Annotated in this window: 22 protein-coding genes; 11 read left to right on the top strand and 11 right to left on the bottom strand. The window is 63.5% G+C overall.

Annotated features, from left to right (window positions below; translation table 11 throughout):
- Nucleotides 1-9: 9 nt before the first annotated feature.
- Complete coding sequence (locus tag FJW03_RS03400) at nt 10-984, bottom strand: L-threonylcarbamoyladenylate synthase (RefSeq protein WP_181173131.1); 975 nt, start codon at nt 982-984, stop codon at nt 10-12.
- A 186-nt stretch (nt 985-1,170) separates the two neighbouring features.
- Here FJW03_RS03400 and FJW03_RS03395 point away from each other — a divergent pair, with 186 nt between their 5' ends.
- Both FJW03_RS03395 and FJW03_RS03390 read left to right on the top strand, forming a co-directional pair.
- A complete protein-coding gene (locus tag FJW03_RS03395) occupies nt 1,171-1,602 on the top strand; it encodes a hypothetical protein (protein ID WP_319022916.1) in 432 nt (143 codons plus the stop codon).
- A 126-nt stretch (nt 1,603-1,728) separates the two neighbouring features.
- The gene (locus tag FJW03_RS03390; RefSeq protein WP_140760769.1) at nt 1,729-2,115 is read left to right on the top strand and encodes a hypothetical protein; all 387 of its coding nucleotides are present in this window, start codon (nt 1,729-1,731) and stop codon (nt 2,113-2,115) included.
- 75 nt (nt 2,116-2,190) lie between these two features.
- Here the strand turns inward: FJW03_RS03390 and FJW03_RS03385 are convergent, their stop codons facing one another.
- The 3 genes from FJW03_RS03385 to FJW03_RS03375 all read right to left on the bottom strand — a co-directional run bounded on the left by FJW03_RS03385 (nt 2,191) and on the right by FJW03_RS03375 (nt 5,526).
- Nucleotides 2,191-2,520: an ATPase gene (locus FJW03_RS03385; RefSeq protein ID WP_140760767.1), complete on the bottom strand. Its 330-nt coding sequence runs from the start codon at nt 2,518-2,520 to the stop codon at nt 2,191-2,193.
- A 107-nt stretch (nt 2,521-2,627) separates the two neighbouring features.
- The gene (gene glyS / locus FJW03_RS03380; RefSeq protein ID WP_140760765.1) at nt 2,628-4,937 is read right to left on the bottom strand and encodes a glycine--tRNA ligase subunit beta; all 2,310 of its coding nucleotides are present in this window, start codon (nt 4,935-4,937) and stop codon (nt 2,628-2,630) included.
- A gap of 196 nt (nt 4,938-5,133) precedes the next feature.
- Complete coding sequence (locus tag FJW03_RS03375) at nt 5,134-5,526, bottom strand: endonuclease domain-containing protein (RefSeq protein WP_140760763.1); 393 nt, start codon at nt 5,524-5,526, stop codon at nt 5,134-5,136.
- 228 nt (nt 5,527-5,754) lie between these two features.
- Between FJW03_RS03375 and FJW03_RS03370 the strand changes: the two genes are divergently transcribed.
- A complete protein-coding gene (locus tag FJW03_RS03370) occupies nt 5,755-5,934 on the top strand; it encodes a hypothetical protein (protein ID WP_140611060.1) in 180 nt (59 codons plus the stop codon).
- On the opposite strand, the gene FJW03_RS03365 is transcribed toward FJW03_RS03370, so the two are convergent.
- Nucleotides 5,931-6,851, bottom strand: coding sequence for a glycine--tRNA ligase subunit alpha (locus FJW03_RS03365; RefSeq protein WP_181173137.1), 921 nt, complete (start codon nt 6,849-6,851; stop codon nt 5,931-5,933). The two genes, FJW03_RS03370 and FJW03_RS03365, sit on opposite strands and share 4 nt — an antisense overlap.
- Before the next feature lie 318 nt (nt 6,852-7,169).
- Here FJW03_RS03365 and FJW03_RS03360 point away from each other — a divergent pair, with 318 nt between their 5' ends.
- Entirely contained in the window at nt 7,170-7,631 is a 462-nt protein-coding gene (locus tag FJW03_RS03360; protein ID WP_140760760.1) for a GNAT family N-acetyltransferase, read from the top strand.
- A gap of 78 nt (nt 7,632-7,709) precedes the next feature.
- Here the strand turns inward: FJW03_RS03360 and FJW03_RS03355 are convergent, their stop codons facing one another.
- The 5 genes from FJW03_RS03355 to FJW03_RS03335 form a co-directional block, all read right to left on the bottom strand.
- Nucleotides 7,710-9,485, bottom strand: coding sequence for a tetratricopeptide repeat protein (locus FJW03_RS03355; RefSeq protein WP_140760836.1), 1,776 nt, complete (start codon nt 9,483-9,485; stop codon nt 7,710-7,712).
- Between the two features lie 143 nt (nt 9,486-9,628).
- Entirely contained in the window at nt 9,629-10,078 is a 450-nt protein-coding gene (locus FJW03_RS03350) for a DUF1284 domain-containing protein (protein WP_140760758.1), read from the bottom strand.
- A 9-nt stretch (nt 10,079-10,087) separates the two neighbouring features.
- Nucleotides 10,088-10,681 carry a biotin transporter BioY gene (locus FJW03_RS03345; RefSeq protein WP_140760755.1) on the bottom strand — a complete coding sequence of 198 codons (594 nt, stop codon included), beginning with the start codon at nt 10,679-10,681 and terminating at the stop codon, nt 10,088-10,090.
- A 190-nt stretch (nt 10,682-10,871) separates the two neighbouring features.
- Nucleotides 10,872-11,540 carry a GntR family transcriptional regulator gene (locus tag FJW03_RS03340; RefSeq protein WP_140760753.1) on the bottom strand — a complete coding sequence of 223 codons (669 nt, stop codon included), beginning with the start codon at nt 11,538-11,540 and terminating at the stop codon, nt 10,872-10,874.
- Nucleotides 11,541-11,643: 103 nt separating this feature from the next.
- On the bottom strand, nt 11,644-12,660 hold the full coding sequence (locus FJW03_RS03335; RefSeq protein WP_140697689.1) for a polyprenyl synthetase family protein: 1,017 nt from the start codon (nt 12,658-12,660) through the stop codon (nt 11,644-11,646).
- A 291-nt stretch (nt 12,661-12,951) separates the two neighbouring features.
- Between FJW03_RS03335 and FJW03_RS03330 the strand changes: the two genes are divergently transcribed.
- From FJW03_RS03330 to moaB, 6 genes are all read left to right on the top strand, one after another.
- On the top strand, nt 12,952-13,176 hold the full coding sequence (locus FJW03_RS03330; RefSeq protein WP_140611048.1) for a DUF2007 domain-containing protein: 225 nt from the start codon (nt 12,952-12,954) through the stop codon (nt 13,174-13,176).
- Nucleotides 13,177-13,980, top strand: a complete 804-nt coding sequence (locus FJW03_RS03325; protein WP_140760751.1) for a tRNA1(Val) (adenine(37)-N6)-methyltransferase — start codon at nt 13,177-13,179, stop codon at nt 13,978-13,980.
- 78 nt (nt 13,981-14,058) lie between these two features.
- Nucleotides 14,059-14,922 carry a S49 family peptidase gene (locus FJW03_RS03320; RefSeq protein ID WP_140611044.1) on the top strand — a complete coding sequence of 288 codons (864 nt, stop codon included), beginning with the start codon at nt 14,059-14,061 and terminating at the stop codon, nt 14,920-14,922.
- 140 nt (nt 14,923-15,062) lie between these two features.
- On the top strand, nt 15,063-15,248 hold the full coding sequence (locus tag FJW03_RS03315; protein WP_013896713.1) for a membrane protein: 186 nt from the start codon (nt 15,063-15,065) through the stop codon (nt 15,246-15,248).
- Nucleotides 15,249-15,274: 26 nt separating this feature from the next.
- The gene (locus FJW03_RS03310) at nt 15,275-16,162 is read left to right on the top strand and encodes a 4-(cytidine 5'-diphospho)-2-C-methyl-D-erythritol kinase (protein WP_140760748.1); all 888 of its coding nucleotides are present in this window, start codon (nt 15,275-15,277) and stop codon (nt 16,160-16,162) included.
- Between the two features lies 1 nt (nt 16,163).
- Nucleotides 16,164-16,718: a molybdenum cofactor biosynthesis protein B gene (gene moaB / locus FJW03_RS03305; protein ID WP_140611040.1), complete on the top strand. Its 555-nt coding sequence runs from the start codon at nt 16,164-16,166 to the stop codon at nt 16,716-16,718.
- Between the two features lie 135 nt (nt 16,719-16,853).
- Here moaB and FJW03_RS03300 read toward each other — a convergent pair whose 3' ends face one another.
- Nucleotides 16,854-17,381 (bottom strand): glycosyltransferase family 2 protein, encoded by a 528-nt coding sequence (locus FJW03_RS03300; protein ID WP_140760745.1) that lies wholly within the window; start codon nt 17,379-17,381, stop codon nt 16,854-16,856.
- A gap of 148 nt (nt 17,382-17,529) precedes the next feature.
- On the opposite strand from FJW03_RS03300, the gene FJW03_RS03295 reads away from it, so the two are divergent.
- Nucleotides 17,530-18,684 (top strand): PA0069 family radical SAM protein, encoded by a 1,155-nt coding sequence (locus FJW03_RS03295; RefSeq protein ID WP_140697703.1) that lies wholly within the window; start codon nt 17,530-17,532, stop codon nt 18,682-18,684.
- Nucleotides 18,685-18,824: the final 140 nt, after the last annotated feature.

Below are 18,824 nucleotides of genomic sequence, written 5' to 3'. Positions count from 1 at the left end.
GTGGGAAAATTATGGTGTGGGCTCTGTGTTGTCACGAGGGGCGGCGGCACGAGACAGCCGGTCGTTGATGGCTTCACCGAGCCCATCGGAGGGCACCTTCTCGACCGCGATGATGCGTGCGCCGCTGCGGTCGAGGTCCTGCATGTAGGCGAAAAGATTGCTCGCTGCTTCGCGCAGGTCAGCCGTTTCGGAGAGGTTTCGGAATGCGGCGGCATGGTGCCAGCCTTCAGCCCGTTGGCGACCGAAGGCAAGCAACGCTTCGTCCTTGCCAACTTTGCCGGCATTGAGCCTAACAGCCGCACCCGGCGCATAGTGCGAGGCAAGCATGCCCGGTGCCTCGACGCCGGCCGCACCACCACGCAACAGCTCCATGCCGATCTCCGTCTCGATCTCCCCGGCGGCAATGCCGCCGGGACGAAGTAGTCGCAATCTCCCGTCTTCGGGCTTGACGATGGTCGATTCCAACCCCACTGGCGTCGCGCCGCCATCGACCACCAGCTTGATGCGTGCGCCGAGGTCCGCCGCCACTGCTTGCGCAGTCGTGGCGCTGATCTTGCCGGATGAATTGGCGCTGGGTGCGGCGAGCGGCCGGCCGAGTTTTGCGATGAGATCGCCGCCAAAGCCCCTCGGCATGCGCAAGGCGATCGTATCGAGCCCGGCCGTGACCAGCGGATGAATGCCATTGCCGGGCCGCTGCGGCAGCACCAGGGTCAGCGGGCCCGGCCAGAAGGCAAGCGCCAATTTCCTGGACAGCGGATCGAATACGGCGATGCGCTCGGCCATCGCCATGTCGGCGACATGGGCGATCAGCGGATTGAAACGCGGCCGCCCCTTGGCCTCGAAGATGCGCGCCACGCCGATGCCATTGGTGGCGTCGCCGGCGAGCCCGTAGACGGTTTCGGTCGGGATGGCGACGACATCGCCGCCCTGAAGCAAAGCCAGCGCCCGCTCCAACGCTTCGCCGGCGGCAAGTATTTCAGCCACTCTCGTCACCTCACAGTTGAGGGGTGCGTAGTACGATGGCGGGTGTTGGGCAAGCCGGCTGTCAGGCAAGAATGGGTCTTGGCGAATTATCAATCCCTAAAATGCTATGTTTCCACGAAAGCCGGCATCAATCCCGGCGCGCTATCATCGCGGCTACTGGGGCAAAGGGAGCGATCCATCGTGTCTATGCGTATCCTGCTGGGGATCACCCTGGCGTTGAGCTGCGAGGCTCAGGCCTCCTCACTGGTTTTTCCCGGCGCGCCGACTTCGACACCGTCCATCCTTATCCTGAAGGCGACCGACACCAAGGCGAGCGATGTGGTGTCCGTCGTTGCGCTCGGCCAGCCTGACGTCACCTATGAGAAGGTGGCCGCGATTCCCAACGAGCCCGAAGCGCCGCACGGTTTCATGCAAAGTCCGATGATCATTCGTGGCGGGGTCGTCGGCAGCGCGTTCTCGACGCCCGCACAGGGCAAGGCACCGGCTGCGGCCACTCCTGCGCCCACGCCTGCCAAGGCAACCGCCTCGGCCGCTCCGGCATCGGGCACGCAGAAGAAGCCAATCGCACCGGCGGCCGCACCGACGCCACCCACCTCGGGGGTCGGCAAGGTCAAGTAGCCGCCAGCGGCCAGCGGACGTGCCAAGACGTTGACAGCTTGATGACGCTTCGGCGCCCGCTGCCGACTGCGCTTTGGCCAGGCGGGTCTGGCGGGCGGGATTTCTTCGTTTCAAAGGGGGTTGATCATGAGAAAGTCCAGAACCATCACCGCAGGGCTTTTGTTCGCGTCACTTCTGAGCGCCGGCGCGGCCCATGCGGATGAGATGCTCGGATCCTATGTGGCGCGCATCTCCGATCGCGATCATCAGGCAAGCGACGGCTATGCATTGGATGACGCCGCGCAGATGGTGCGGCAGGACCGCGCCAACTGGCACAAATTCCATCGTCGCGACAGCGACGATGAGAGTGACGCCTGGTTCAGGACCAACGATCAACGCGCGGATCTGCAGCGCATGCTGGAGCGTCCCGGCGCGATGAGTTCCTCGACCAAACGCGCCATCGTCGATGGCGAACCGCTGGTCCAGGTCGACGTCTACGATAACGGCGTGCGCGTCAGCATCCTGGAAAACTGATCAAACCGGCGTTTGGGAGACAAAAGGACGACGCCGATGCGCCGCCCTTTCTTCCCGACAGGCCGTACTGGAATCTCAGGCGGCTTCTTCCTTGTCGTCGTCTTCCGACTCGCCGTCTTCGGATTCTTCTTCGCTCTCGTCGTCGCCGCCTTCGGCCTTCACCGCGCCCTCGGTGTCGTCTTCGTCCTCGTCCTCGTCCTCTTCTTCGTCATCACCCGACGGTGTGGCGGCTTCGGCGTCGTCAGACTCTTCGCCGTCGCCATCTTCTTCGTCGCCGTCCTCGTCAGAATGATCGGCGGCTTCGATCGCAGCGGCGGCGGCGCGATCGGTTTCGGAAGCGGATTCAAGCGCCTCGGCGGGAGCCGAGGTTTCTTCTGTCACTTCGATGTCGTGATCGGAATTCATGGAAGCCTCCGTTGGGTTGGGAACATGTCCCTTTTGCCACGGAGAGATCATCGTCATATGACTGTAAGCCGGCTCGAACGGCCGGCCGGAAGATATTTTCCGGGCTCTTAACCGGCGATTTTCGAGAAATCCGCGACTTTGCCGGTGGCCTCGCGGATGCGAGCGAGCAGCGCCAGGCGGTTGGCGCGCACCGCCTGATCCTCATCATTCACGAGAACATGCTCAAAGAATGAATCAACGGGTTCGCGTAACGCGCTAAGCGCCAGCATGGCAGCCGAAAAATCTTCATTTTGAATCGCTTCGCCGGCTTGCTTCTCAGCTTGATTCACCGCCGCAAACAGCGATTTCTCGGCCTCTTCCCTGAACAGGGCCGGCTCAACGGTTTCGGCTACGAGCGTTTTCTTCTTCTCCTCGGCGGCCAGGATGTTGGCCGCACGCTTGGTGCCGGCGAGCAGATTCCTGCCGTCCTCGCTGTCGAGGAACGAACCCAACGCTTCGACGCGGCGGACGATCTGCAGGAGGTCGTTGGACTGCGGGGTGATCACCGCGTCGATGAGGTCGTGGCGGGCGCCCTGGTCGCGAAGATAAACCTTCAGGCGATCGTGGAAGAAGGCGAGGAGGTCGCTTATCTGATCCGCCCCACTTCCTGAATAACGTGCGCCAGCGCTCGCGAAGAGGGAAGCCAGCCGCAATTGAATTCGGTTTTCGACCAAAATCCTGACCACGCCCAGCGCAGCGCGACGCAAGGCATAGGGGTCCTTCGACCCCGTCGGCTTTTCGTCGATGGCCCAGAAGCCGACCAACGTATCCAGCTTGTCGGCCAGCGCGACAGCCACCGACACCGGATCGCTCGGCACATAATCAGACGGGCCTTGCGGCTTGTAATGTTCCTCGATGGCGGCAGCCACGGATGGATGCTCGCCTTGTAGCAGCGCGTATTTGCGGCCCATGGCGCCCTGCAGTTCGGGGAATTCGCCAACCACTTCGGTGGTGAGATCGGCTTTGGCCAGGACGGCAGCGCGGCGTGCGAGCGCGGACATCTCCCCCCTCGAGGGCGAGATGTCGCCGAAGGCGACAGAGGAGGTCGGTCCGACGGGGAGCGACGCCTTATCGCCGACAGAGGACGCTGGCGCTTCATGCGAAGCGACCCCCTCTGGCCTGCCGGCCATCTCCCCCTCAAGGGGGGAGATCGACTTCGCCACCATCGGCGCCAGTTCTTCCGCCAGCCGCATGATGCGTCCCACCCGTTCGCCCTGCGTGCCGAGCTTGGCGTGGAAGGTGACGCCGAGATGGTCGAGCCGGGCCATGCGCTGGTCGAGCGGCTTTTTCAGGTCGAGGCCGAACTTCTTCGCCGATGCGTCGAGCTCGCCGAGATCAGGCAGATCGCCCTGGTCGGTCGTCCAGAAATAGAGCGCGTCCGAGAGACGGGCGCGCACCACCTTGCCGTTACCGTGGGCAATCTCCTTGCCACCGTCCTTGGCCTCGATGTTGGCGGTGAGGATGAAGCGGTTGGATAGCGCATCGCCGGCGCCTTGCGGCCGCGTCACAAAGCATTTCTGGTTGGCGCGGATAGTCAGCCGGATCACCTCGGCCGGAATGGCCAGGAAAGCCTCCTCGAACTCGCCCATCAGCACGACGGGCCATTCGACCAGCCCGGACACCTCTTCAAGCAAGCCTTCGTCCTCGACAAGGTCGAGCCCGTTGGCGAAGGCGAGATTGCGGGCGTCGGCGAGGATGATCTCCTTGCGCCGGTCGGCATCGAGAACGACCTTCGCGGCTTCCAGCTTGCTCACATAGTCATCGAAGCGACTCACGGTGATTTGGCCCGGCGCGAGGAAGCGATGGCCGTAGGTCACGTTGCCGGAGCGGATGCCGTCGATCTCGAAATCGACCACGACCGGTTCCTCGGTCTCCGGGCCGAAGGAGCACAGGATGGATTGCAGCGGCCGCACCCAGCGCAGCGAACCCGGCTTGGCCGAGGCCGGCCCCCAGCGCATCGATTTCGGCCAGGGGAAATTGCGGATGATACCCGGCACCAGTTCGGCGATGATCTCTTCGGCCGCCCTGCCGGGCTTCGAGATGTGGGCGACATAGAAATCGCCCTTCTTCGGGTCGGAATGGACATGCGCCTCGGCGATCGAAGCCAGCCCGGCCTTGCGCAGGAATCCCTGCACCGCCTGTTCAGGCGCCGTCGTCGACGGCCCCTTGATCTCCTCGTGAATATCTTTCGAGCGCGCGGTGAGGCCACGGATGTCGAGGGTCAGCCGCCGCGGCGTCCAATACTCGCGCGCCGCCTCATAGGTCAGACCCGCCTCGACCAGACCGTCGGTCAGCATCTTCCTGAGATCCCCCGCCGCCTTGCGCTGCATGCGGGCAGGAATTTCCTCGGAACGAAGTTCGAGCAAAAGATCCGGCATCACAGTCTCTCCACCCGCATGCCGTTTTCCTGTTTGCGCGTCCTCGCGCCTTCGGCGCTGCGGGCGCGCGGCTGGGCGGGAATTTCCTCGGAACGAAGTTCTAGAAGCAGGTCGGGCATCGGGGTGGCTCCTCACCCTCCCCTTGATGGGGAGGGTCGGCGCGTTAGCGCCGGGGTGGGGTGGCGGCGTCTCAGCCTCAAGCGCCTTCGGCGTCTCGCGGGCCAAGGTGTGATTTTCGTTCTTCCACCGCCGCATAAATCGTATCGAGCACGGAATCCAGTTCGTTTTTGATTTCGTGGTTCCAGAAGCGGATGACGCGATAACCCTGACTCTCGAACCATTTTGTTCGATGCTCGTCATGGCGCTGCTGATCATCGAAGCTGTGGTGGGCGCCGTCCACTTCGACGATCAGCTTCAGCCGGTGTGAGATGAAATCGGGGAAGTAGATACCGACCGACGCCTGTCTGCGGAAATGGGTGCCTTCGACTGGAATGCGCCATAGATGTCGCCACAGGATGCGTTCCTCGTCGGTCATTGCCGCACGAAGCCGTTGAGCGGAACGCAGCTTGAACCGATCGAGTTTTGGCATGGGAAATCGCGCTGTCACCCCCACCCGCCGCTTCGCGGCGACCTCCCCATCCAGGGGGAGGTAAAGAGCGCATAGCAACTCGGCTGCCCGCTATCACCCTTTCCAGAAATTTTGCCCGCGCTGTCGGAGCAAGGTGGTTCGACCCGTCCTTGGATCAAAGATTTCCATGAACCGAACGCAGCGCTGAAGCGACCCACGCTCAGGCAGGAAACTATTGGCTGAACGACCATGAAAACGGCATCCAGACTTCTGCAGATCCTCGCGCTCAGCGCCTGTTTCGGCGCGCAGGTCCATGGCGCTTTCTCGATGCCGGGCGTGCGGCAAGCATTGCGGACGATCGACAGCGCAAGCGGTCAGAACGCGGCGCCGATCAGGATCTCCGCCGTATTCCCGAAAGCAGTTGGCTAAGCCGCCAACCCACCTGCCTGCGTCTTCAAAAATGCCTCGCCGCAGGCCTTCGCCAGGTTGCGCACCCGCAGGATGTAGCTCTGCCGCTCGGTGACCGAGATCACGCCACGCGCATCGAGCAGGTTGAAGACGTGGCTGGCCTTGATGCACTGGTCGTAGGCGGGGAAGACCATCCTGTGCATCGGCAGATTGTCGTTCGAGGCCGGGGCGCCGGCATCGAGCAGCGCCTTGCACTCGGCCTCGGCATCCTCGAAGTGCCTGAGCAGCATCGCCGTGTTGGCGTATTCGAAATTGTGGCGCGAATATTCCTGCTCGGCTTGCAGGAAGACGTCGCCATAGGTCACCTTGTCGGCGCCTTCACGGCCGTTGAAGTTGAGATCGTAGACATTGTCCACGCCCTGCACATACATGGCCAGGCGCTCGAGCCCGTAGGTCAGTTCGCCCGCCACCGGCGCACATTCGATGCCGCAGACCTGCTGGAAATAGGTGAACTGCGACACTTCCATGCCGTCGCACCAGCATTCCCAGCCGAGCCCCCAGGCGCCCAGTGTCGGGCTTTCCCAGTCGTCCTCGACAAAGCGGATATCGTGCAGCAGCGGGTCGACACCGATCGCCGCCAGCGAGCCGAGATAGAGCTCCTGCAAGTTCGGCGGGTTCGGCTTCAGGATCACCTGATACTGATAATAATGCTGCAGCCGGTTCGGGTTCTCGCCATAGCGGCCATCCTTGGGACGGCGCGAGGGCTGGACATAGGCGGCGTTCCAGCGCCGGGGGCCAAGCGCGCGCAGCGTCGTTGCCGGATGAAACGTGCCAGCGCCCACTTCCATGTCGTAAGGCTGGAGGATGACGCAACCATAGGCGGCCCAGTAGTTGTGCAGGGTCAGGATCAGCCCCTGGAACGAACGGCTGGGGTGCATGTGGGCGGGGATTTCAATCGTCACGGTGGCCTCGACAGCAACGGCTAGAGCCTATTCCATCCCGACGCAATCGGGACGGGGCTCTATCTATTTGTTCGAGCATGATCTTTTCCAAAAGCCGGTACCCGGTTTTTGGGATCATGCTCTTGCCGGCCCGTCCTAGAGACATGGCGGCGAAGCGTCAAGCAAGGCGTGTCGGATGCAGGCTGCTGTGGGTGTACCGCATGATGGTGAAGGTTTTGCAGGGGACTGGCCCATTGCCGGCTCGGAGAGCCTGAAGTCTGTTCGATCCCTCACAACAGCGACACAGGTTCAGCCATGCCCAGTTCCATCATCGTCCGCCCCGTCACACGGCGGGATTTCGACCGATGGCTGCCGCTGTGGGGTGGCTACAACGCATTTTATGGCCGCTCGGGCGAGACGGCGCTGGCAAGCGAGATCACGGCGATGACATGGTCGCGCTTCTTCGATGCCTATGAGCCGGTCCATGCCCTGGTTGCCGAAAGCGAGGGACGGCTTCTCGGCCTCGTGCACTATCTCTTCCGCCGCAGCACGACGGCGATCGCGCCGAACTGCTATCTGCAGGACCTTTTCACCTCGGAGGCCTCGCGTGGAAAGGGCGTCGGCCGGGCATTGATCGAGGGCGTCTATGAGCGCGCCCAAGCCGCCGGTTCCGGCCGGGTATACTGGCTTACGCACGAAACCAACCACACGGCAATGAAGCTCTATGACAAGGTCGGCGAACGCTCCGGCTTTGTCGTCTATCGCAAGATGTTCTGAGACAGCAGCGTATCGACACCTTTCCAAACGAAAACGGGGCCCTGAAAAGAGCCCCGTCCGCATTCAAAAAAGACGATTTCACCCCTTCGGGGTCGGCACCGGCTCGGGCTTGACCTTCGGAGTTTCCTGCGCCGTGTTGGACTCGATCGGCGGCAGGCCCTTCATCAACTTCTGCTGCAGGGCGGCCAGCACATCGGGATCGGGCTTCAGGGCGCGGGCCTGGTTCCACTGGAAGGTGGCTTCCAGCTTGCGGCCAACGCGCCAGTAGGCGTCACCGAGATGGTCATTCAGCACCGGATCTTCCGGCTTCAGCGATACGGCGCGCTCCATCTCGCGCACCGCGTCATCGAACCTGCCGAGCCGGAAATAGGCCCAGCCCAGCGAATCCACGATATAGCCGTCGCTCGGCCTGAGATCGACGGCCTTCTGGATCATCGCAAGGCCTTCCTTCAGGTTCGTGTTCATGTCGACCCAGGAATAGCCGAGATAGTTCAGCACTTGCGGTTGATCCGGCTGCAACTCCAGCGCCTTGCGGAAATTCGGCTCGGCCTTCGGCCATTCCTTCAGGCGCTCATAGGCGATGCCGCGCTGGTAGAAGATGTTCCAGTTGGCCGCCGTCGGCGTCTTCAGCACCTCGACAGCCTTGTCGTAGAGATTGGCGGCCGAGCGGAAATCATCCTTCGAGGAATAGACCCCGCCAAGCGCCAGATAGGCGCGCATGTCGGTGGAATGGGCATCGACGAATGCCTTGAGATGCGTGATCGCCTCGTCATGGCGGCCGAGATCGGCAAGGTTGAGGCCGAGTTGCAGGTCCGAAAGCTCCTTCAGCGGCGAAGAATCGGGGATCCGCCGATAAAGCGCGATGGCGCCCTCGCCGTCCTTCAATTGCTCGGCGACCGCGGCAAGCTGCACAAGCGCCGCATCGCTGTCGGGCTTCAAGGCGAGAGCATATTGCAGGTAGAGACGAACGAACGGCTCGCCGCCGCCACGATTGAGCGCGGTGGCGAGATCGAGCAGGATCTCGGAGGCACCGTCGGACGGGCCGGAAACGAAGGGCGCAATCTTGTCGCCCTTGGCAATCCTGTCACGCAAGGCGACGATTTCCAGCTTGCCCGGCGAAAACGCCTCGGCCTGATTGAGCACCGAGATCGCCTTGGCCTTGTCGCCCTTGCGGGCCAGGAACGAGGCATAGGCCTGCGAATTGCGCATCCAGGTTTCGGGAGCCGCACCGCCGGCGGCGGTATCCTGCAACGTCGCGGCATAGATCGCCTCGGCCTTTTCGGGCATGTTGGAGGCATCGGCGATCAGCGCGCGGTGGAAGGACTTGAACAGGCCGAACCAGTCCGGTCCCTGCAGCTTGTCGATCGATGCCATCGCGTCGGCGGCCTCACCGGCACCTTGCTGTGCCCAGCCAGACATAACGCCTGAAATCAGGCGGTCCAGATCGGATTCCAGCGATAGCTTGAGCCAGTACTGCGCTTTGGTGAAATCCTTCTTGTGGAAGGAATCGACGGCCAGCGCCAGGCGCGAGAAGCGCTCGACATCGGGCACTTCCTTGAGCTTGTCGGCATAGACCAGGGATTCGTCGAAGCGTCCTTGGGCGACCAGCGACAGCATCAGGCTTTGCTGCAGGCCGGTATCGCCTGGATTAAAGGCCAGAGCCTGCTTGTAATAGGCGATGGCGCTATCGAGGTCGTTGTCGCCTTCGGCGATCCTGGCAGCCAGATAGGCGCCGGAGAACGACGAGATCTTGACCGGTTCGGTGGATTGCTTGGCATAGGCCGGCAAAGCCGAAATCGCCATGCCGGTCACAATTGCCAGCCTTGTCAGCCAGCGCGCACGTCCTTGCTGCATCATATCCCTTTCAGCCAGGCGCCATCTCCGCGTCAGCGGGATCGACGTAGACTCGATCTTTCCAGGCAAAGCATGGCCTTTTTGGGGTCGCGCTTCAATCCACATGAAATTCACAATCGGGTCACCCGATTAACAAACCATGGCTAGAAGGGACAATCTTGCGCGCCAACGGGCCGCTGCAGCCGCGTATCGGGATAACCGCCGGCGGCGATGGTGCCGCACAGCCCGCTCCATTCGCAGCCGCCGCACGCCGTGCGCACGAGGCCGGTCGAAAATGCCTGCCGCATCCGTATCAGCATGGTGGCATCGAGATCGAGGCGGATGCCGCCATGGATTGACCGGGCCAGCAGTTCCTCCACGTCCTGCGCGGCCAGCTGGTCGCGTGCGGCCGCGCCCTCGCGCAGGCAGTGCGGCTCGGGCTCGTCAAGCAATGGGGCGCAGATGTCGTCCGGTCCGGAAACGAGGAGGATGCCCTCGGCCCGGCTCAAGCGCTCCGCGATCCCGTCATAATTGGCGGTGAAGGCGGGACTATACCCCTTGCCCACATAGGTGAGCAGGCAAAGGAGGTGATGGGCGCGCAGCCTGATCGTCACGGCCGATAATCACATATTGGCCGGCTTCGCCTTGCCGCCGCGAAGCGCCATGAGCGTCGCCGCACCGAGCGCCGACTTCAACAACCCGCCGACAATGAACGGCAGGAAGCCGAAAGTGATGGCCTTCCCGGCACCAATCATGACGGCAAGCCAGGCCGTGCCGAGCGCCAGGCAGACAAGATTGCCGAGCAGCATGGCGGCGAAGGCAAGCACCACCCTATTGCCGTTCCAGCCACGCTCGGCCAGCCAGCCGACCAGCGCGCCGGTGACCGGGAACGCGAAGAGATAGCCGCCGGTCGGCCCGACGAAATGCTGCAAACCGGCAGCGCCTCCGGCCAGGACGGGAAAGCCGGCCGCGCCTTCGACCAGCCATGCCGCTATGGTGAGCGCGCCAAGCCGCCAGCCATAGAGCGCGCCGATGAGCGTCACGGCGAAGGTCTGCATGGTCACGGGGACAGGCACCATCGGCACCTCGATGTAGGAGGACAGCGCCAGGAACAGCGTGCCGAGCACCACGGCGCCGGCCTGCCAGCCAAGGGAGCGGTCCTGGAGCCGGAGTGGGCTGAAGGATGGCTTACGGGACGTGAATGCGATGTCTGTCATGGGGATTCCTTCGACCGATGGAAATTATAGATAATTTCGACTTTTGATCTATTATCGAATCCACATTTCTCCGGAGATAGCAAGCCTCTCCACGGCAAAGACTGTCTGAAGCACGTCACGACGCGCTTCAGGTCCTTGTTTCATGGATGTCGCTCGGCCAAAAACCGAGGCCCCTTGCGGGCGACATGCATCAACCCACGATCGCGAAAGCTTCGCGCGTCGCTCCCGAGGCCGTCCTGACCGGCTTGCGGCCAATCCACTGGACATGCCGCCCCAGCGTCGCAGCGGCCGATTCGGTGTTTCCCTGCCGCAAGGCGGTCAGTATTGCCCGGTGGTCCTGGTCGGTGCGCGTCTCCCACTCCGATCGCCATGCCGCGAACAGGAAGCGGGCGCTCGCGGCGTGCAGGTCGTCGATGGTGGCGAGCAGCCGCGGCATGGCGCATGGCGCCAGGATCAGCCGATGAAAGGCGCGGTTGGCTTCCTCCCATGACCTGACGTCGCGGGATTTGTCACCGGCCTTGGTGGCTTCCTCGGCGAGATCGAGAATGGCCGACGTCAGATGCGGCGCGGCATGGCGCAGCGCCAGCGCTTCGAGTGCTGCCCGCATTTCAGCGACCTCCTTGACCTCGCCGAGATCAAAGGCGGCGACGCGCACCCCGCGGCGCGGCTCGCTGACGGCGAGCCCCTGCGCCTCCAGGCGGCGAAAGGCCTCGCGTACCGGAACATGGCTGGTGTGGAATTCCTCGGCGACATGATCCTGGCGCAGCCGGGCACCAGGCTCGATCGCGCCCGAGATGATGCGGTCCGCGAGCGCCTTGCTGATGCGCACCGCTATGGTGTCGTCCGTGCCCTTTGCCATGTTTTATAGATAATTTGCGACATGGCAGCTTGTCGAGACGGCGAGACCGTTGTTGCCGACATTCCCCCAACACAATGCCGGGGAAACTCCGGAGAAACGCCGCTCAGTTCACCCGGCTGATGCAGAAATCGATGACGTCGATCAGCGCCGATTTCTGCGGCGTCTCTTCCAGCGGCGCCAGCGCGTCGCGGGCGATCTCGCCGAAATGGCGGGCGCGCCCGATCGTATCGGCGATGGCGCCGTGGCGGGTCATCAGGCCGATCGCCTTTTCCAGGCCGGCGTCATCGACGACATTGTCCTCGATGGCGCGTTTCCAGAAGGTGCGCTCGGCCTTGGTGCCGCGCCGGTAGGCAAGGATGACCGGCAAGGTCACCTTGCCCTCGCGGAAATCGTCGCCGACATTCTTGCCCAGGTCCTTGCTGGTGCCGCCATAGTCCAGCGCATCGTCGATGAGTTGGAAAGCGAGCCCGAGATTCATGCCATAAGAGCGAAGTGCGGCGCGATCATTGCGGGTCGCCAGGGCAATGACCGGTCCAACCTCGGCAGCGGCCGAAAACAGCGCGGCGGTCTTGGCCTTGATCACGGCGAAGTGCTCGTCCTCGGTCGTCTCCAGATTTTTGGCCGCCGCCAACTGCATGACCTCGCCCTCGGCGATGATCGAGGCGGCGCTCGACAGGATGTCGAGCGCTTCGAGCGAGCCGACATCGACCATCATGCGGAAGGCCTGGCCGAGCAGGAAGTCGCCGACCAGAACGCTCGCCTGGTTACCCCAGATCATGCGGGCGGTCTTCTTGCCGCGCCGCATGCCGCTCTCGTCGACGACGTCGTCGTGCAGAAGCGTGGCCGTGTGCATGAACTCGACCGAGGTGGCGAGCTTGACGTGGCCTTCGCCGGCATAGCCGAACATCTGGGCGGCGGCCAGCGTCAGCATCGGCCGCAGCCGCTTGCCGCCGGACGAGATCAGGTGGTTGGCGACCTCCGGGATCATCTCGACGTCGGAGCCGGCCTTGGACAGGATCAATTCGTTGACGCGCCCCATATCGCCCGCCGTTAGATCGATCAGATCCTTGATGGAGGCGGGTTCCCGCTTCCCATTTTCCATGTTGAGAACGACACCCACGACAACTCTCCCGCCTTGGTATAACGCGTGCGACGGCACCCTTGGTCCCAGTGTGACTCTAGGGCGGCGGACATGGCCACGGCAAGTGGCGAATTGGCGCGGCGGCGATGACAGCGTGTCAACCGGTACCGCAGGGAGCGAGGCTCTGCCGAGGATGCGAGGTTGGACAGCAAGCGGTCGATAGGGTGGGGCCGCGACCATGCCGTCGCTCAGAGGTAAGTCAGGGTGCTGGAGATGCCGGGAATCCACGTCCCCGTTTACATCAGCGCCGTAAACTGAGAGTTTCACCCGATGATAGAGCTCATCCGCACCAACGACGCCGTCATCATCTCCTTTGTCGAATCGCTGATGCGCGATGCCGGCATCGGCTGCTTCGTCGCCGACCAGAACATGAGCGTGCTGGACGGTTCTCTGGGCATCCTGCCGCGGCGCGTCATGGTCGACGCCGAGCAGGCCGACGCCGCGCGGCGCATCCTGAGGGACGCCGGCATCGCCAACGAGATTCGCGGAAAATAGATGTCGGCCGCGCCAGCCGCCCTCGCCCCGGACACACCGGCCCATACGGTCGACGCCTTCCATCGCGGCCGGTTCTGGCTCGTGCAGCCCAAGCATGGCGGCCACCGCGCCGGTATGGATGCAATGATGCTGGCGGCCTCCGTGCCATCCGCCTTTGGCGGACGCCTCGCCGATTTCGGCGCCGGCGCCGGAGCCGCCGGCCTCGCGGTGCTGTCGCGCTGCCCGGGTGCGGCGGCTGCCGTGCTTGTCGAACGTGCGCCGGAAATGGCGGCATTCGCCTCAGCCACGCTTGCCCATCCCGGCAATGCGCATCTCAGCGATCGCGCAGCCGTGCTTGTCGCCGATGTCACGGTGTCGGGCCGCGCCCGGGCCGCCGCCGGCCTCGCCGACAATGATTTCGACTTCGTCATCATGAACCCGCCCTTCAACGCCGCACGGGACCGCGCCACGCCAGAGCGCCTGCGGAAGGAAGCCCATGTCATGGAAGACGGGTTGTTCGAAAGCTGGATCCGCAGCGCGGCGGCGGTGGTCAGGCCGCGCGGCGGGCTTGCCGTCATCGCGCGACCCGAACAGCTCGGCGCCATTCTCGATGCGATCGCCGGCCGATTCGGCGACGCCGAGATGCTGGCCGTGCACCCTCGCCCCGACGCGACTGCGATCCGCATCGTCGTGCGCGCATCGCTTGGCGCGCGCGGAAAACTCGCCATCCGGCCGCCGCTGATGCTTCACCCGCAGTCGGGCAACGGCCCTGACGAGCGCAGCGAAATGATCACCAATGGTCTCGCCTCGCTGTTTGGAGATTGAGCTATTCCTGGCCGCCACATTGCCGTTGGCCGGGAAATCCCTACATGCCTGCAACCATCGACCGGAGACCGTCCTCTCGTGAAACGTCTTTTCAACCGACTGCTGCCGAAATCCTGGCGCTCCACCGTCGTCACCATTCCGGTCATCCGGCTGCATGGCACCATCATGGCCGGTGGCGGTCCGTTCCGGCCGAGCCTGTCGCTGGCCTCCACCGCTGGCCTCATCGAGAAGGCCTTTTCGTTCGACGCGCCGGCAGTCGCCATCTCGATCAATTCGCCCGGCGGCTCGCCAGTGCAGTCGCGGCTGATCTTCAAGCGCATTCGCGACCTGGCGAACGAAAAGAACAAGAAGGTGCTGGTCTTCGTCGAGGACGTCGCGGCCTCGGGCGGCTATATGATCGCGGTTGCCGGCGACGAGATCTTCGCCGATCCGTCCTCCATCGTCGGCTCCATCGGGGTCGTCTCGGCCTCGTTCGGCTTTCCGGAGCTGATGAAGAAGATCGGCGTCGAGCGCCGTGTCTACACCGCCGGCCAGAACAAGGCGGTGCTCGATCCGTTCAAGCCCGAGAAGAAGGAAGACGTCGAGCGGCTGAAGGCACTGCAACTCGAGGTGCACGGCACGTTCATCGATCTCGTCAAGGAGCGGCGCGGTACCAGGCTGAAGGACGATCCGGACCTGTTCACCGGCCTGTTCTGGACCGGCAAAAGGGGTCTTGAGCTTGGCCTCGTCGACGCGCTCGGCGACATGCGCACGGTGCTGAAGACCCGGTTCGGGACGAAGACGCAACTCAGACTGGTATCGGCGCCGCATGGTTTCCTCGGTCGCTTCGGCCTGTTCGGCTCAAGCAAGGGCTTTTCGGCGCCTGACATCGCCGCCGCGGCCGCCAGCGGCGTCATCGATGCGGCGGAAGAGCGCGCCTTGTGGGCTCGCTTCGGGCTTTGAAAAGCCGGTAAAACCGTCTAGCATGAAGGCTTGAAGTCTAATGCATTGTTGTCTTCCCGAAACCGAACACACTTTTGGACAACATGCATAACCGACCCGACCGGTCGCATTCGCCGGCCCAGCGTGGGAGGAGTTTTGACATGCCGCAGATCATTTTCTTCACCGTCGTTGGCGTCGCCGCCTATTTCGGCTACCGCACTTTCGTCAGGGAAGCCGAACGCGTGACGGCCAAGGTGCGGCGCACCGAAAAGCAGGCGGCCAATGGCGCGATGGGAACGCTGGTCAAGGATCCGAAGACCGGCGAATACCGGCTGGCCAAGGACTGAACATCATTCCCCATACGACTGACGCCGTGGACACCGACATCGGTTCGCGCACCTGGCATGCGCATGCCAAGATCAATCTGGCGCTACATATCACCGGCAGGCGCCCCGACGGTTATCACCTGATCGAAAGCCTGGCGGTGTTCACGCGTTTTGGCGACCGGGTCGAGATCGCGCTCGCCGACAGCGACGATTTCATCGTGTCCGGCCGTTATGCGCCGGCAGTTCCCCTGGACGACAGCAACCTCGTACTCAAGGCGCGCGATGCCTTGCGAAAATCGGCTGCATCCGAAAGAACTCCGCCCGTCGTCATCAGGCTCGAGAAAAACCTGCCGGTCGCCTCCGGCGTCGGCGGCGGATCGAGCGACGCGGCGGCGGCCCTGCGCGGGCTGGCACGGACATGGAGCCTGGACATCGATGGCGCCGAACTGGCGCGGATCGGCCTCTCGCTTGGCGCCGACATACCGATGTGCCTGGCGGCAAAGCCGCTGGTGGCGCGCGGCATTGGGGACGAACTGTCGATGGTGCCGGACTTTTCAGCGCTGGGACTGGTGCTGGTCAATCCTGGAATGCCGCTCCCGACAGCGGACGTCTTCGCGGCGCTTTCCCATCGCGACAACGAGCCATTGCCGCCGTTGCCGCGCAGCATCGATTTTCACAGCCTGCGCAATTGGCTGGAGGTCACCCGCAACGATCTCGAGCCGGCGGCCGTTGCCATGCAGCCCGCCATAGGCAGGGCGCTTTCATGGCTGAACAAGGCCGGATCAGGATTTTCGCGCATGTCCGGATCGGGCGCGACATGTTTCGGCCTGTTCGAGACCGGCAATGTCGCCAAGCGCGCGGCCGCCGAGATCCGAAGCCGCCAGCCCGACTGGTTCGTCGCGGCAACGCGCAGCATGACATCGGAGGCTGAGTGAGATGGCCACGACTGACGAGGGCCGTTCTTTCATTCCCGTGCGCATCGCGGTGCTGACCGTTTCGGACACGCGCGGCCTCGCCGACGACAAATCCGGCCAGACGCTGGCAGACCGCATCACCGAGGCCGGCCACATCCTGGCCGCCCGCGATATCGTTACCGACGACCGTGACAAAATCCGTGACAAGGTGCTTGGCTGGTCGAAGGACACGGGGATCGACGTCGTCATCACCACCGGTGGCACCGGCTTCACCGGCCGAGACGTGACGCCGGAGGCGTTGGAGCCGATCTTCGAAAAGCGCATGGACGGCTTTTCGGAAGTGTTCCACCGCATCTCCTACGACAAGATCGGCACTTCGACAATCCAGAGCCGGGCGACCGGCGGCGTCGTCAACGCCACCTTCGTCTTCGTGCTGCCGGGCTCGCCCGGCGCCTGCAAGGACGCCTGGGACGGCATCCTCAAGGCGCAACTCGACTACCGGCACATGCCCTGCAACTTCGTCGAGATCATGCCGCGCCTGGACGAGCATCTGCGGCGCGGAAAAGCCGCTCCATGAAAACCAAAGGCTGAATGGCTTTCCAAGCGCCATTTCCAAAAACGGAACGGCACCGGCGCCTCCGCTAACCCGCGTCACATTTTCTGCAATGCGAAACAGCCGTTTTCTGCAATGCGAAACAGCCGTTGCAAAATATCACTTCGAAGAGCGGTGTTCCTGCTTGGCCTGGGCGACCCAAATCTCGGCGTCGAGTTTCTTTGTCGCCAGGCCGCGCGCCAGAGCCTCGGCGCTGCCGGCGTTCTTCGACAGGGACGTGGCCTGACGCTTGCTGATCACCAGCCCCTCGGCGAGCGCCCGGTTTCCCGAAAAGACCCGGGCCAGGAACGGCGCGCGGCTGCCCCGCGCGCGTGAGAAGCGCGCCGCCATGGTTTGCTTGGCCGTGTGGACGACGACCGCCTCGATCCAGCCCTCCACCAGCCGCGCGCCCGGTTCCAACAGCAGCAGCCAGTCGCCCTTGGCCTGCCGGATGCCGGCGGCGATACCGCCGCTCGCCACATACTGGCAACCGGCGTGCTCGGCGACATAATGCGTCTGGTCGGTGGAACCGGTGTCGCAGATGATGACCTCGCGCACCACGCCCTCGACCGCCCCGCCAATCAGCGAGCCGAGCGTGCGGGCAAGAGCCTCCTCGTTATTGCGGGTTTCGATGAGAACACTGAGCATGTCAGCCGAATAGCGGAAACCCGCGCACAGTGCCAGTTTTGCAACGCAACATAGAAAGTTCTTGCTTTGTTCTCATCGGCGAAATAGGAATAATTTCATGAGCAGAGCGATTCGACACAACATGGACACTCCTTGGGAGCGGGCAAAGATGGAACCGATCATGCGTGCCGACATTGCCGCCTTTGGGGCAGGAAGAGCCGAGATGGCCAATGCGATGATCGAGCAGAGCGGCATGCGCATCCGTCCGGACCGCAACCGCGGCCGGTCGGCGGGCATCAATCCGTCCGGCCGGTTCGAACCTGTCAGCCGGCATGTTTTCGATGATGGCTGGAGTTCCCTGGAGGAACTGCCCCCGTTCAAGACCGAGGTGCAGGTGGAAAAACCGCGCACCATCATCACCCGCAATGAATCGCCCGATATCTCCTTCGACCGGTCAATCAACCCTTATCGCGGCTGCGAGCATGGCTGCGTCTATTGCTTCGCGCGGCCGACACACGCGTTCATGGGCCTGTCGCCTGGCCTGGATTTCGAATCCAAGCTGTTCGCCAAGCCGGATGCGGCACGCTTGCTCGACAAGGAACTGTCTAAGGATGGCTACCAGCCGCGCACCATCGCCATCGGCACCAACACCGACCCCTACCAGCCGATCGAGAAGCAATACCGGATCATGCGCGAGATCCTCGAAGTGCTGGAAGCGCGCGGCCATCCGGTCGGCATCGTCACCAAGTCCGCTCTGGTGACGCGCGACATCGATATCTTGTCGCGCATGGCCGAACGTGGGCTCGCCAAGGTGGCGCTGTCGGTGACGACAATGGATCGCATGCTGGCCAGGACCATGGAGCCGCGGGCGTCAACGCCGTCCAAGCGGCTAGAAGCGATCAGGCAGCTTTCGGATGCCGGCATTCCAACTTCGGTGATGGTGGCGCCGATCATCCCCGGTCTTACCGACCAGGAAATGGAACGGATCCTCGATTCGGCGCGTGCCGCCGGCGCGCGCGAGGCGGGCTATGTCGTGCTGCGCCTGCCGCTGGAAGTCAGCCCGATCTTCAAGGACTGGCTGCTGCGCCATTATCCCGACCGCTATCGCCACGTGATGTCGCTGATCCGCTCGATGCGCGACGGCAAGGACTACGATTCGGAATGGGGCAAGCGCATGAAGGGCGCCGGACCCTATGCCTGGCAGATCGGCCGCCGCTTCGAGATCACCGCCAAACGACTCGGACTCAACGCCGAACGGCGCACCCTGCGGACCGACCAGTTCGTCGCGGCCGGAAAGGACCAGGAGCAGTTGATGCTGCTCTGAAGACCCTAAAGCGCTGCGGCAGTTTCATTGCTGCCAAGCAAAAAAATCCCGTCCGGCCTGCCCCGGCCTGCAGACGGTGCCCTCCCGGTCCGGCGCCTCACCCGACCCGGAGGGACTTGCGGAGAATCGGAGCCGATGCG

Source organism: Mesorhizobium sp. B4-1-4 (assembly GCF_006439395.2).
Taxonomy (GTDB): Bacteria; Pseudomonadota; Alphaproteobacteria; order Rhizobiales; family Rhizobiaceae; genus Mesorhizobium.
The sequence above is the reverse complement of the archived record's forward strand: the minus strand, read 5'-3'. Positions and strand labels throughout refer to the sequence as shown.